This window comes from Mesorhizobium sp. P3_A8 (assembly GCF_056402995.1).
This window is the reverse complement of the sequence record NZ_JBFUGI010000003.1, coordinates 443,308-455,398: the sequence shown is the minus strand read 5'-3', so window position 1 is coordinate 455,398 and position 12,091 is coordinate 443,308. Positions and strand designations below refer to the sequence as shown.

The window sequence follows — 12,091 nt, the reverse complement described above, 5'->3', positions numbered from 1 at the left end:
GCGAAAGATGACGAGCATCTTCACCGCGCACCCCTTGAGGGTTCCGGCGTAAGCCAGCATTTTGCTGCTGACGCCGGTCGAACGGATGCCTGACGGCGTCCGGTTTCTGACCTTTATCCAGAAGTGTTCTTATCATGGGCAATTTTATCGGAGGCCTCGGCCTCCCTTCGTCGTGCGTCGCGCCTGCCGCGCACATCCAGCATTGTTTTTCGCCGCAGACATGGATCGAAGGCGCGGCCCTTCAGCAACTGAAAACCGTCGCGGCCTTGCCCGGCGTCACTTCGGTCGCGGCCTTTCCGGACCTGCATCCCGGCAAATACGGCCCGACCGGCATTGCCGTGCTGTCGCAGCGGCTGCACCCGCAACTGATCGGCAACGACATTGGCTGCGGCATGTCGCTGTTCGAGCTCGATCTGCCGTTGCGTAAACTCAGGATCGACAAGGCTGTCGAATGCCTGCGCCGGATCGAAGCGGAAGATGTCGACCGGCATGCGGCGCTCGCTGCCTCGGGCTTGCCGACGGATCTCTATCCCGAAGCGCTGGGCACGATCGGCGGCGGCAACCATTTCTGCGAGCTGCAGGCGGTCGACCAGACCGATGCGGCCGGCGATGGCCTGTTCGACCGCCAGAAGCTTTATCTGCTGGTGCATTCCGGCTCGCGGGGACTTGGTGCTTTTGTCTTCGGGCAGATGCTCGACCTCCAGTCGGCGGTCACGGCCGGGCTCGATCCGGAGTCGGCGGAGGGCAGGAGCTGGCGTCGCCAGCATGACCTTTGCGTTACCTGGGCGTCGCTCAATCGCCGACTGATCGCCGATCGTGCGGCAAGCGCCTTGCGCAGCGAAGCGCGGCTGGTGGCCGATGTGCCGCACAACCTTGTCCGCGACCGGGCCGATGGTTTCGTCCATCACAAGGGCTCGGCCGCCGTGCGGGCGGGAGATTTGGCACCGATCGCCGGTTCACGCGCCAGCCTGAGCTATGTGGTGCGGGCGCTCGACGGGACGGGTCCGTCGCTGGGCGGCATTTCGCATGGCGCAGGCCGCAAATACGACCGTGCCACCATGCATGGCCGTGCCGGGCGCAACAGGTCGGAGCGCGATGCCTTGCTCAGAAATGCATGGGGCGGACAGTTGATCTGCGACGACCGCAACCTGGTCATCGAGGAAGCGGCTTCCGCCTACAAGGATGCCGGGCAAGTGGTGCAAGACCTTGCCGATGCCGGCCTGGTCGTGACGCTGGCGGCGATGAAACCGCTGGTGACCTACAAGAAGGCGATAGACGGCCCGCCCGACCGGACACGCAAGAAGCCATCTCGCGACCGTGTGGCAAGGAGGGCGGACCATGGCCGCGATTGACATGCTCGTCACCTCGGGCAACGGACCGGTCGAATGCCGCATCGCCTTGACGGCGCTTGTCGGGATCATCGAGAAGGAAGCCGGCCGGCTGGGCTGCGCCGTCGAGGTCGCGTTTGGCCACCAGCCGGACCGGCACGGCGCCAAATCCGCCTTGCTCAGTCTCGAGGGCCGCAACGCCGAAGCATTCGCGCAGGAGTATTGCGGCACCGTCAAGTTCGTCTTCAAGAGCCCGGTGCGTGCGGGCCACAAGCGGCAGAACTGGTTCGTCGGCGTGCAGGTGGTGGATCTGGCGCATGCCGTCGCCGTTTCGATCGCACCGTCCGATGTCCGTTTCGAAACCTTGCGGGCCGGTGGTCCCGGCGGACAGCACCAGAACACCACCGACAGCGCCGTGCGTGCGGTTCACTTGCCGACCGGCATTGTGGTGACGGCGCGCAACGAACGTTCGCAACACCGCAACAAGGCGATCGCGCTGCGCCGGCTGGAAGCGATGCTGCGGGTTCTTGCCGACCGAGAGGTTGAAATGTCGAAGACGCAGATGTTCGTGGCCAACAAGGCCCTGGAACGCGGCAACGAGGTCAAGGTGTTCCACCTTGACCTCTGAGCGAAGTGGCGCGGCGGTGTCGCTGGAGGGGAAGCCGTCCTGGCTTCCTGCCGCGCCCCTGCGGTTCTATCGTGGACTGGTCCCAAGTCCCGAGAATCATGTCCCGATCCGAACGCCTGCTCGACCTCATCCAGTGCCTGCGTCGGCATCGCCGGCCGGTGAGCGGACATGTGCTGGCCGATGAGCTTGGGATTTCGATCCGCACGCTCTACCGCGACATCGCCACGCTTCAGGGACAGGGCGCGCCGATCGAGGGCGAGGCGGGTCTGGGCTATGTGCTCAAGCCCGGCTTCATGCTGCCGCCGCTGATGTTCAGCGATGAGGAGATCGAGGCCATCGTGCTCGGATCGCGTTGGGTCGCCAAGCAGCCGGACCAGCGCCTGTCGACCGCCGCCGCCAACGCGCTGGCCAAGATCGCAGCCGTGCTGCCGGATGATCTGCGTGAGGATCTCGATGCCTCGACGCTGCTGGTCGGGCCGCCGGCGCAAGCTATCGAGGGCATCGATCTCGGCGCGGTGCGGCAGGCCATCCGCAACGAACGCAAGCTCGGCTTCCTCTATCGCGACGCCGGCGGCGTGGCTTCGCAACGTATTGTCTGGCCGTTCGCGCTCGGCTTCTTCGACAAGGTGCGGGTGGTGGTGGCGTGGTGTGAGATGCGGCAGGATTTCCGGCATTTTCGCGCCGATCGCATATCCAGCCTCAACACCATCGATACGCGCTATCCGCGTCGCCGCCAGGTGCTGCTCAAGGAATGGCGGGCCACACTCGACAAGCCGCGGGGGTGATGACGGCTACTGCCAGAATCTGACAGTAGCGCAGCCTATATCCGGCACATCGAAACCCCTGGAGAGCCGATCATGACCACCCCGAATTTCGTTATCCTCTATGTCGACAAACCGCTTGAGAGCGGCGCCTTCTACAGCGCGCTGCTCGGGCGCGAGCCGGTCGAAAGTGCGCCGACCTTCGTGCTGTTCGTGCTCGACAACGGCTTCAAGCTCGGCCTCTGGTCGCGGCATACGGTCGAGCCGGTAGCGGCCGCGGCAGGTGGCGGTGCCGAGATCGTGTTTGCGCTGGCGACGCCTGACGCGGTCGATGCCACCCATGCCGACTGGTCGGGGCGCGGATTGAAGATCCTGCAGACGCCGACCGACATGGATTTCGGCCGCACCTTCGTTGCGCTTGACCCCGACAATCATCGTCTGCGTGTTTACTGGCTGTCCGATGGGGAACAGAAATGAGCGCGTACTGGATCGCGGTTGCGTCGGCGCAGCATGTCCGGCGTGGTCGGGCCGCCGGCTTCATGCAGGTCAACCACGGCAAGGCGGCGCCGCTGCGCCGCGTCAAACCTGGCGACGGCATCATCTATTATTCGCCGACCACGATTTTGGGCGACAAGGATGGCCTGCAGGCTTTCACCGCAATCGGCACCGTGCGGGAAGGCGAGCCTTATCAAGGCGACATGGGCGGCGGCTTCACGCCGTTTCGCCGCGACGTCGAGTGGGTAGCGGCTGAAGAAGCGCCGATCAAGCCATTGCTCGACCAGCTGGACTTCACTGCCGGCAAGTCGAACTGGGGATATCAGCTACGTTTCGGCCTGTTCGAAATCACCGATCACGATTTTCGCCTGATCGCCGACGCGATGGGGGCCGCGAAGAAGCTTGCAGAGGCTACGGCTTGAGCGCCTTGTAGACGGCGATGCCGGCGGCAAGGTCCTCAAGTGCCGCGCCGACCGATTTGAACAGCGTGATCTCGGTGGGACTCTGGCGGCCCTGTTTCTCGCCGCGCGCCAGTTCGTGCAGGTCGGCGACGATGGCTTCCGGCTTCAGCACGCCCGACGCAAGCGGGATGACGATGTCGCCGGCCTCCTTGGTGGCGCCGGCGCGGGTGTCGACATAGACGCTGGCGCGCGCGATCGCATCGTCGTCGCTTTCGCGCATGGTCGGCGTGAAACCACCGACCATGTCGACATGGGCCCCCGGCTTCAGCAGCGCGCCCTTGATCAGCGGCGTGGTGGTGATCGTCGCCGAGGAGACGATGTCGGCCTCACCAAGTTCGGCATCGAGATCGCTTGCAGCACTTGCCGCGAAACCATCGGCGCGCAGATCGGCCGCGACCTTTTCGGCATTGGCCGGGGTGCGGTTCCAGATGCGGATGGTTTTGATCGGCCGCACCGCCGAATGTGCTTTGGCGAGGAAGGGCGACAGCGCGCCGGCGCCGACCACCAGCAGCCGCGAAGCATCGTCGCGGGCGAGGTAGGACGCCGCCAGCGCTGAAGCGCAGGCCGTGCGCCACTGGGTCAGGCGCTGGCCGTCGATCAGGGCTTCCGGTTCGCCGGTGCTGCCATTGAGCAAGAGATAGAGCCCCATCACCGCCGGCTTGCCGATGGCGTTGTTGTCGGGTGAGACAGTGACGATCTTGACGCCGATATAGCCGCCGGAAGATGTACCGGCAGCGTTGAAATCAGTCCATGCCGGCATCAGCAGCAAGGTCGAGGCCGCACCATCGGGCCGTTCGACTGCGTGATGATGCCTGACGGGCTGCACGGCACCGTCGCGGAAAGCCGTGCGCAGCGTCTCGACCAGTCCAGGAAAGGTCAGCGCATGATCGACCTCGGCGGCCGAAATGGTCAGCATGAAAAGCTCCGTGGAAAGAAAGCCGCCGGCCGGCGGCTCAGTTTGTCGGCTTCGGCAATGCGGACCCCTGGGCCGACCCCTGGACCGGTCCCTGCGGTGCCGAGGGCGCGCGGCTGACCGCCTGGCGCAGGTTTTCGGCCTCGACGCCGCGCTGGCGCGCCAGCTTGCGGTAGCGGCCCTGCTTGACCCAGGTCGCCAGGCTGCCGACGATCATGCCGATGGCGAGCGCCAGGAACAGGAAGATGAACAGCGGCAACGTCAGCGTCAGCTTCGGATTGCCGGGATTGAACGGGTCCAGCGTGAAGGCGACGAGTTCGCGGTTGGCGACGGCCAAGGCAATCAGAATGATCGCCAGGGGCACGAAGACCACGATGAGCATGAAACGATTGAGCATTATGTTTTCCGTCGGAAGCTGGCGCTGAAGGCGCGCCTACTTGCCGCCGTTCAGCCTTTCGCGCAGTTCCTTACCGGTCTTGAAGAACGGCACCCATTTCTCCTCGACCTCGACGGATTCGCCGGTGCGCGGGTTGCGGCCGGTGCGGGCGGGGCGGTTTTTCACCGAAAAAGCACCGAAGCCGCGCAGCTCGACCCGGTTGCCTTCAGCAAGGGCGTCGGTGATCTCGTCGAAGATCGCGCCGACAATGTTTTCGACGTCGCGCAGGAAAAGATGCGGATTGCGCGTGGCAATAATCTGCACAAGTTCGGACTTGATCATCAGACGGGTCCCCGTGAAAGCAGTGCGGTCGAAATTATGAGGATGATTTTATTGGCTTTTTAGCTGTCCCAAACCGCGCTCAAGGGTGCCAGACGGAAACGAGGCCGTCAAGAAACAAGCGGTCGGCGCCAAGTTCGTGGATGACATCGCTGCTGGAGTCCGGCAGGCCGAGTGCGCTGCCGGCCATTTTCACCATGGCTTTTGACCACAGGAAGCTGCTGCGCCGGTCCGTGTCCTTCCATTCGACCACCTTGAGCTTGGCATCGACACCCTTGGTCGCGAGCCAGTCGACCGCCTCGGTCTCGCCGCCGACGGCATCGATCAGGCCGTTGGCGACACCCTGGCGGCCGGTGAAGATCGACCCGTCGGCAAGCGCGAGTGCCTGTTCGTGGGTCATCTTGCGGCGTTCGGCGACGATGCCGACGAACCAGTCGTAGCTGTCGAGGATAAGCTTGCGGACCATGGCGCGCTCGTCGTCATTGGTCGGCTTGAAGGGAGAGGGCGAGGCCTTGAGCGGCGAGGATTTCACCTCCTCCAGCTTGACGCCGAGCTTGTCCATCAGGCCGCTGACGTCAGGATACTGGATCAGCACGCCGATCGAGCCGACAATCGAGGTCTTGCGGGCGACAATGTGGTCGGCGGCACTGGCGATCATATAGCCCGCCGATGCGGCGAGCGTGCCGACTTCGGCCACGACCGGCTTGTCGGCGGCCACCTTGCGCACTTCCTCGTATATCGATTCACCACCGACAGTGGTGCCGCCGGGTGAATCGATCGCCAGGATCACACCTTTCACCTTCGACGACTTGCGGATGTCCTCCAGCCGCTTGATGAGTTCCTCGTCCTCGGTGATCGTGCCTTCGATCCTGACCTTGGCGATGTGGTCGACGGTCGAGCCGCCGAGATCGTCGCGATAAAACCAGCCCGACAGCGCAATCACCCCGAGGGCGACGATGCCGATGGCCACAACACGCCAGAATGTCAGCTTGCGCCGCAAACGGCGGCGGTCGATCAGGTCGTCGGCTCTCAATGCCATGGTCAGCCTCACAGTCGGCGGGAACGGACGCTTTTAGACCATGATGTCCTCAGCGGGAAGCAGTTCCGTCTTCGATATGGCGCGGCAATCCGCCCAAGGCGATCCTAACGCTGTCAGTTTTGTGACTGGCCTGCGCAAGGGACGCAAGGTAAGGGGGAGAAACGGCGGCGATGAAAAAACGGCGCAGGCACGTCCATTTCTGCTATGAAGTACCGGCTGTTGTGCCGACCTCGTTTTCGTTTGTACAACCACAGTTGTCACATTTTTGCGGTTTTCGTGGGCTTGTGCTTGCTTGAGGGCACTGGCCCCCCACCTATAGGCGGTGCTCCCTGGCGGGCAGGGGTTTAGAAGAAAGCAGTCATGTTAGCGCGATCGAATGAACCGACCAGCCCCGAGATGGAGTTGGGTCCCCCGGCGGATGGCTGGACGCGGGGCGATGCGTTCGACCGCGCCCAGCGTCATTCGCGCCGCGTGCGCGTGCTCAAATTCGCCGTGCCCTTGGCTGCGGCGCTGATCGCCGTCGCCTTCCCGGTCTACTCCTATCTCGCCGCACCCGTCTCCGTCGCGGTGCAGGCGGAAGGCACCGCTTTTTCCAACGGCAAGCTGGTGATGGCCAATCCCAAGCTCAACGGTTTTACCAAGCAGAAGCAGCCCTATTCGATGACAGCCCTGCGGGCGATACAGGATGTCAACACGCAAGGCATAATCGAACTCGAAGGCATAGACGCCAAGGTGCCGGTCGGGCCGGACAATGTCGCTGCGATCAAAGCCTCGCGCGGGACCTACGATCGCGACGGCAACACGATGAAAATGACCAGTGACGTCACGATAACCACGACCGACGGCATGCAAGCCAAGTTCAAATCGGTCTTCCTCGACATGGGCAAAGGCACTATGAAGACGGATGATCCCGTCGATGTCAGCCGTGGCGGGTCGCAGATCACAGCGGATTCCATGTCGGTCCAGGACAATGGCAAGGTCCTGGTGTTCGAGAAACGGGTGCGCGTCAACATCGATCCCGCCGCTCTGAAGGCGGCTCAGGCAAAGGGCGAAGAAGCGAATGTGGCTCAATAGTTCGACACGGCTTGTGGCCGCAACCTCGGCGCTGATCCTGCTGGGGATGGCGCCCTCGCTGGCACAGTCCAGTGCCAGTGGCCAGATGTCCGGACTCAAACTGTCCGGCGACCAGCCGATACAGATCGAAAGCGACAAGCTGGAGGTCCGGCAGGCTGAGAGTCTCGCCGTGTTCACCGGCAACGTCACCGTCGTCCAGGGGCCAACCCTGCTCAAGGCCGGCAAGATGATGGTCTATTACGTCAAGGATCCCAACGCGGCGGCCAAGGGCACCGAAGCGGCGGGCGCCGCGATGACCGGCTCCGCCAACATCGACCACCTCGAAGTCAGCGGCAAGGTCTACATCAAGTCGAACGACCAGGTTGCAACCGGCGACAGCGGCACTTTCGACATGAAGACCCAGGTGCTGGTCCTGTCCGGCAAGGAAGTGGTGATGTCGCAAGGTCCTAATGTGCTCAAGGGCTGCAAGTTGACCGTGCAGATGAAGACCGGCCTCGCAAACGTCGATGGTTGCGGCGGACGCGTCATCATGTCGATGACGCCCCCGCCGAAATCGGATGCGCCGAAATCGGGAGCGACGAACCCCTAATGGCCAGCCTGTCATCGCTGACGGCGCGTCTTCCGGGACGAGCCGCAAGCAAGATTTCGGCTCCGGCCACGATCACCGTCGATAAGGCGAAGTTCAAGGGAACCTTGATCGCCAAGGGCCTGACCAAGAGCTACAAGGGGCGCAAGGTGGTCAGCGGCGTAACCATTGGCGTGCGTGCCGGCGAGGCCGTCGGGCTGCTCGGACCCAACGGCGCGGGCAAGACGACGTGTTTCTACATGGTCACTGGCCTGGTGCCGGTGGATGAAGGCACGATCGAGATCGACGGCTTCGACGTCACCTCGATGCCGATGTACCGCCGTGCGCGCCTCGGCATCGGCTATCTGCCGCAGGAGGCGTCGATCTTCCGCGGCCTCAACGTCGAGCAGAATATCCGCGCCGTGCTCGAAGTGGTCGAAAAGGACCGCAAGGTGCGCGAGCGTAATCTCGACGAACTGCTCGAGGAATTCCACATCAGCCATCTGCGCAAGGCGCCATCCATGTCGCTCTCCGGCGGCGAGCGGCGGCGCCTGGAAATTGCGCGCGCGCTGGCGACTCGCCCGGCCTACATGCTGCTCGACGAGCCGTTTGCCGGCATCGATCCGATCGCTGTCGCCGATATCCAGCAACTGGTGCGCCACCTGACGGCGCGCGGCATCGGCGTCCTCATCACCGACCACAATGTGCGCGAGACGCTCGGGCTGATCGACCGCGCCTACATCATCCATGCCGGCCAGGTGCTGACCCATGGCCGCGCCGACGAAGTGGTGGCGAACCCGGACGTACGGCGGCTCTATCTCGGCGAGGGTTTTACGCTCTGACTCTTTTTCCGCGCAATTCCGGACCGCAACGCGCTTGTCCTGGAATTGCCTTGGGCGTGAAAATTGTTTCCTGACACGATTTTTTGCGCGGAACGGGATGTTTTTCCGCGATTTTGCTCCGGGATAACGCTCCGGTAAGCGGCTTTTGCTAGGCTTTGCCTTGACAAGCAAAAGCCGGGCCAGTTTCTATGGTCGGCCGCGAAATTCATTTCCGGTAAGTCTGCGTATAGAAGGCGTTTGAAACCGAACCATGGCGTTGGCGGCGAAACTACAGCTCCGACAGTCGCAGTCGCTGGTGATGACGCCGCAGCTGATGCAGTCGATTCGGCTGCTGCAGTTCACCCATCTCGAACTCGAGCACTTCATCGACGAGGAGATCGAGCGCAACCCGCTTCTGGAGCGCGCCGAGCCGCAGGACGATGCCGCGAGCGACCAGGCGCAGAAGACCGAGGCCGAGCCGCAAGCGGCCGCCGACGGCGACTGGTTCGAGAACGAGGCGGGATGGAGCGCCGAGGCGATCTCGGAAAAACTCGATACGTCGCTGGAAAACCTGTTTCCCGACGATCCCGGCACCAGCGAGCGGCTCGGACCCGACCTGACGGCGCAATGGAAATCGGCTTCGGGCAATGGCGGTGGCTCCTCGTCCGAGGGGCTTGATGCCGGCGACATGGCGGCGGGCGCCATCACCTTGCGCGACCATGTCGGCGAGCAGGTCGCACTCGCCTTCGCCGATCCCGTGGCGCGGCTGATCGCGGCCGACCTCGCCGACGGGCTCGACGAGACTGGTTATCTACGCGCGGACCTGGCCGAGGTCGCCGCGCGTCTTGGCGCCGACGCTGCCACGGTGGCCAAGGTGCTGGCGGTGTGCCAGGCTTTCGAGCCGGCCGGGCTGTTCGCCCGCGATCTTGCCGAATGTCTTTCGCTGCAGCTTGCCGTGCGCGACCGCCTCGACCCGGCGATGAAGGCCCTGGTCGCCAATCTCGAGCTCCTGGCGCGGCGCGATTTCCAGGCGCTGAAGCGGATCTGCGGCGTCGACGAGGAGGATTTGCTCGACATGCTGGCCGAGATCCGGGCCCTCGATCCGCGCCCGGGCATGGCGTTTTCGGGCGGCGCCAGCGACGCCATCGTTGCCGATGTCGAGGTGCGTGCGGCCAATGACGGCAGCTGGACCGTCGAACTCAACGCCGAAACGCTGCCGCGTGTGCTGGTCGACCATATCTATTTCGCCCAGGTCTCGCCGCACGCGAAGAACCAGGCGGAAAAGGATTTCCTGGCCGAGTGCCTGCAAAACGCCAACTGGCTGACGCGCAGCCTCGACCAGCGGGCAAAGACCATCCTCAAAGTGGCCTCGGAAATCGTGCGGCAGCAGGATGCGTTCCTGGTCCATGGCGTGCGCCAGCTGAAGCCGCTGAATTTGCGCACGGTGGCCGACGCCATCGGCATGCACGAATCGACCGTCAGCCGCGTCACCGCCAACAAATACATGCTGACCCCGCGCGGCGTGTTCGAACTGCGCTATTTCTTCACCGCTTCGATCGCCGCGTCGGGCGGTGGCGACGCGCATTCCTCGGAAGCTGTGCGGGATCGCATCAAGCAGCTGATCGACGAGGAGAAACCCGTCGACGTGCTGTCCGACGACGCGATCGTCGACATGCTCAAGGAGAGCGGCGTCGATATTGCGCGGCGCACGGTTGCCAAGTACCGGGAGGGCATGAATATTCCGTCTTCCGTCCAGCGCCGGCGCGAGAAGCGGGCGCTGGCCAGCGCCGGCCGCTAGAGCAATTCCAGGAAAAGTGTGGTTTTCCGTGCGGAATTGCGTCAAGACAAAGAGATGGAGCGGTTCGGCGTTTTCCGTGAAACGATGAACTGCTCCACGAGCTTGCGATTTTCCACAGCTTTCGAGCTTCATTGACAAGCCGTGGGGAAGTGGCTAGAAGCCCGCCCGCATGAGACGGGCCCGATGCCCGCTAGCGGATGGTCCGTCACGACAATGGCCTCGGGACGGTCAAAAGGGCGGCTTGTGATCAACCGGAAAGTTCGGATTTAAATCGGCGCGAGTGACGCCGCAAAGCTTGTGCGCACGGATCACGAGTATAAACTCAGGCCAATTTGAAGCCTGAGCAAGGAAGGTCAGTTTTCAGATGAATCTGCGCATATCGGGAAAACACATGGATATCGGCGATGCGTTCCGCACACGCATCAACGATCGTGTCGGCGAAGCGATCGGCAAATATTTCGATCGCGGCTTTGCGGGACACGTCACCGTCATCAAATCGGGTTCGCGCTATCAGGCGGATTGCATGATCCGACTGGATTCCGGCGCCTCGCTGCAGGCCACCGGCGATGCCCAGGATCCGACGCTTGCCTTCGAGGCCGCGGCCGATCGGCTGGAGACCCGGCTTCGGCGCTACAAGCGCCGTCTCAAATCCCACAATTCGGGCAATGGCAATGGTGAGTTGACCGACATCGCCTATACGGTGATGGCGCCGCTTGCCGATGATGACGAGGAGATCCCGGAGGATTTCGCGCCGGCCATCGTCGCCGAATCGACCATGACGCTGAAGACCATGTCGGTGGCATCGGCGGTCATCGAACTCGATACCAAGGACAGTCCGGTGTTCGTTTTCCGCAACGCCGGAACCGACCATCTCAATATCGTCTATCGCCGGCCCGACGGAAACATTGGCTGGATCGACCCGTCCACGACCAAGGTCGCGCAGGGATAAAAGCCAGCCGCACGAGGGGTGGGGACTGGCGACGGCAGGCGAACAAGGGATTTTCAAGCATGGATCTGAGCGATCTTATCAGCGTTCCGGCGATTTTGCCGGCGTTGAAGGCGAACTCCAAGAAGCAGCTTCTGCAATTGCTGTCCGAACGGGCAGCGGCGATTTCGGGCATTCCGGAGAGGGAAGTGTTCGACACCATCCTGCAGCGTGAGCGGCTGGGCTCGACCGGCGTCGGCAACGGCATCGCCATTCCGCATGGCAAGCTCGCCGGCGTGAAGCGCATCGCCGGTGTTTTCGCCCGGCTGGAAACGCCGGTCGATTTCGAATCGCTGGATGACCAGCCTGTCGATCTGGTGTTTCTGCTGTTGGCGCCGGAAGGGGCGGGCGCCGATCATCTCAAGGCGCTGTCGCGCATCGCGCGCGTGCTGCGCGACGCCGACACGGTGGCCAAGGTCAGGGGAACGCGCGACGCTACGGCGATCCACGCGCTGTTGTCGGACACGCAGGCCTCGCACGCGGCCTGAAGCCATATTTTGGAATGAGA

General features: G+C 63.3%; 15 protein-coding genes. 11 read left to right on the top strand and 4 right to left on the bottom strand.

The window, feature by feature from the left end:
* Positions 1-134 precede the first annotated feature (134 nt).
* From AC1DX4_RS10030 to AC1DX4_RS10010, 5 genes are all read left to right on the top strand, one after another.
* Positions 135-1,352: an RNA ligase RtcB family protein gene (locus tag AC1DX4_RS10030; protein ID WP_477220159.1), complete on the top strand. Its 1,218-nt coding sequence runs from the start codon at positions 135-137 to the stop codon at positions 1,350-1,352.
* Positions 1,339-1,956, top strand: a complete 618-nt coding sequence (prfH, locus tag AC1DX4_RS10025; protein ID WP_477220158.1) for a peptide chain release factor H — start codon at positions 1,339-1,341, stop codon at positions 1,954-1,956. Before AC1DX4_RS10030 ends, prfH begins: the two co-directional genes overlap by 14 nt.
* Positions 1,957-2,054: 98 nt before the next feature.
* Positions 2,055-2,741, top strand: a complete 687-nt coding sequence (locus tag AC1DX4_RS10020) for a helix-turn-helix transcriptional regulator (protein ID WP_477220157.1) — start codon at positions 2,055-2,057, stop codon at positions 2,739-2,741.
* Between the two features lie 72 nt (positions 2,742-2,813).
* On the top strand, positions 2,814-3,194 hold the full coding sequence (locus AC1DX4_RS10015; protein ID WP_477220156.1) for a VOC family protein: 381 nt from the start codon (positions 2,814-2,816) through the stop codon (positions 3,192-3,194).
* On the top strand, positions 3,191-3,634 hold the full coding sequence (locus AC1DX4_RS10010; RefSeq protein ID WP_477220155.1) for an EVE domain-containing protein: 444 nt from the start codon (positions 3,191-3,193) through the stop codon (positions 3,632-3,634). The genes AC1DX4_RS10015 and AC1DX4_RS10010 overlap by 4 nt, the downstream gene beginning before the upstream one ends.
* On the opposite strand, the gene lhpI is transcribed toward AC1DX4_RS10010, so the two are convergent.
* The 4 genes from lhpI to sppA all read right to left on the bottom strand — a co-directional run bounded on the left by lhpI (position 3,624) and on the right by sppA (position 6,340).
* Positions 3,624-4,589 (bottom strand): bifunctional Delta(1)-pyrroline-2-carboxylate/Delta(1)-piperideine-2-carboxylate reductase, encoded by a 966-nt coding sequence (gene lhpI, locus AC1DX4_RS10005; protein WP_477220154.1) that lies wholly within the window; start codon positions 4,587-4,589, stop codon positions 3,624-3,626. The two genes, AC1DX4_RS10010 and lhpI, sit on opposite strands and share 11 nt — an antisense overlap.
* Positions 4,590-4,626: 37 nt before the next feature.
* The gene (locus AC1DX4_RS10000; RefSeq protein ID WP_477220153.1) at positions 4,627-4,983 is read right to left on the bottom strand and encodes a DUF1049 domain-containing protein; all 357 of its coding nucleotides are present in this window, start codon (positions 4,981-4,983) and stop codon (positions 4,627-4,629) included.
* Positions 4,984-5,019: 36 nt separating this feature from the next.
* Positions 5,020-5,304, bottom strand: coding sequence for an integration host factor subunit beta (locus tag AC1DX4_RS09995; RefSeq protein WP_006200394.1), 285 nt, complete (start codon positions 5,302-5,304; stop codon positions 5,020-5,022).
* 79 nt (positions 5,305-5,383) lie between these two features.
* Positions 5,384-6,340, bottom strand: coding sequence for a signal peptide peptidase SppA (sppA, locus tag AC1DX4_RS09990; RefSeq protein ID WP_477220152.1), 957 nt, complete (start codon positions 6,338-6,340; stop codon positions 5,384-5,386).
* A gap of 360 nt (positions 6,341-6,700) precedes the next feature.
* Between sppA and lptC the strand changes: the two genes are divergently transcribed.
* The 6 genes from lptC to ptsN all read left to right on the top strand — a co-directional run bounded on the left by lptC (position 6,701) and on the right by ptsN (position 12,071).
* Positions 6,701-7,414: an LPS export ABC transporter periplasmic protein LptC gene (lptC, locus tag AC1DX4_RS09985; protein ID WP_477220151.1), complete on the top strand. Its 714-nt coding sequence runs from the start codon at positions 6,701-6,703 to the stop codon at positions 7,412-7,414.
* Positions 7,401-8,003 carry an LptA/OstA family protein gene (locus tag AC1DX4_RS09980; RefSeq protein ID WP_477220150.1) on the top strand — a complete coding sequence of 201 codons (603 nt, stop codon included), beginning with the start codon at positions 7,401-7,403 and terminating at the stop codon, positions 8,001-8,003. Before lptC ends, AC1DX4_RS09980 begins: the two co-directional genes overlap by 14 nt.
* A complete protein-coding gene (gene lptB, locus AC1DX4_RS09975) occupies positions 8,003-8,821 on the top strand; it encodes an LPS export ABC transporter ATP-binding protein (protein ID WP_477220149.1) in 819 nt (272 codons plus the stop codon). The genes AC1DX4_RS09980 and lptB overlap by 1 nt, the downstream gene beginning before the upstream one ends.
* A gap of 250 nt (positions 8,822-9,071) precedes the next feature.
* Complete coding sequence (gene rpoN, locus AC1DX4_RS09970) at positions 9,072-10,598, top strand: RNA polymerase factor sigma-54 (RefSeq protein WP_477220148.1); 1,527 nt, start codon at positions 9,072-9,074, stop codon at positions 10,596-10,598.
* A 364-nt stretch (positions 10,599-10,962) separates the two neighbouring features.
* Positions 10,963-11,547 carry a ribosome hibernation-promoting factor, HPF/YfiA family gene (gene hpf / locus AC1DX4_RS09965; RefSeq protein ID WP_137932810.1) on the top strand — a complete coding sequence of 195 codons (585 nt, stop codon included), beginning with the start codon at positions 10,963-10,965 and terminating at the stop codon, positions 11,545-11,547.
* 59 nt (positions 11,548-11,606) lie between these two features.
* Positions 11,607-12,071 carry a PTS IIA-like nitrogen regulatory protein PtsN gene (gene ptsN, locus AC1DX4_RS09960; protein WP_027031063.1) on the top strand — a complete coding sequence of 155 codons (465 nt, stop codon included), beginning with the start codon at positions 11,607-11,609 and terminating at the stop codon, positions 12,069-12,071.
* Positions 12,072-12,091: the final 20 nt, after the last annotated feature.

Excerpts from the sequence above, each read along its gene's own strand:
- AC1DX4_RS10030 (WP_477220159.1), top strand. The coding sequence starts at position 135 with ATGGGCAATTTTATCGGAGGCCTCGGCCTCCCTTCGTCGTGCGTCGCG.
- prfH (WP_477220158.1), top strand. The coding sequence starts at position 1,339 with ATGGCCGCGATTGACATGCTCGTCACCTCGGGCAACGGACCGGTCGAA.
- AC1DX4_RS10020 (WP_477220157.1), top strand. The coding sequence starts at position 2,055 with ATGTCCCGATCCGAACGCCTGCTCGACCTCATCCAGTGCCTGCGTCGG.
- AC1DX4_RS10015 (WP_477220156.1), top strand. The coding sequence starts at position 2,814 with ATGACCACCCCGAATTTCGTTATCCTCTATGTCGACAAACCGCTTGAG.
- AC1DX4_RS10010 (WP_477220155.1), top strand. The coding sequence starts at position 3,191 with ATGAGCGCGTACTGGATCGCGGTTGCGTCGGCGCAGCATGTCCGGCGT.
- lhpI (WP_477220154.1), bottom strand. The coding sequence starts at position 4,589 with ATGCTGACCATTTCGGCCGCCGAGGTCGATCATGCGCTGACCTTTCCT.
- AC1DX4_RS10000 (WP_477220153.1), bottom strand. The coding sequence starts at position 4,983 with ATGCTCAATCGTTTCATGCTCATCGTGGTCTTCGTGCCCCTGGCGATC.
- AC1DX4_RS09995 (WP_006200394.1), bottom strand. The coding sequence starts at position 5,304 with ATGATCAAGTCCGAACTTGTGCAGATTATTGCCACGCGCAATCCGCAT.
- sppA (WP_477220152.1), bottom strand. The coding sequence starts at position 6,340 with ATGGCATTGAGAGCCGACGACCTGATCGACCGCCGCCGTTTGCGGCGC.
- lptC (WP_477220151.1), top strand. The coding sequence starts at position 6,701 with ATGTTAGCGCGATCGAATGAACCGACCAGCCCCGAGATGGAGTTGGGT.
- AC1DX4_RS09980 (WP_477220150.1), top strand. The coding sequence starts at position 7,401 with ATGTGGCTCAATAGTTCGACACGGCTTGTGGCCGCAACCTCGGCGCTG.
- lptB (WP_477220149.1), top strand. The coding sequence starts at position 8,003 with ATGGCCAGCCTGTCATCGCTGACGGCGCGTCTTCCGGGACGAGCCGCA.
- rpoN (WP_477220148.1), top strand. The coding sequence starts at position 9,072 with ATGGCGTTGGCGGCGAAACTACAGCTCCGACAGTCGCAGTCGCTGGTG.
- hpf (WP_137932810.1), top strand. The coding sequence starts at position 10,963 with ATGAATCTGCGCATATCGGGAAAACACATGGATATCGGCGATGCGTTC.
- ptsN (WP_027031063.1), top strand. The coding sequence starts at position 11,607 with ATGGATCTGAGCGATCTTATCAGCGTTCCGGCGATTTTGCCGGCGTTG.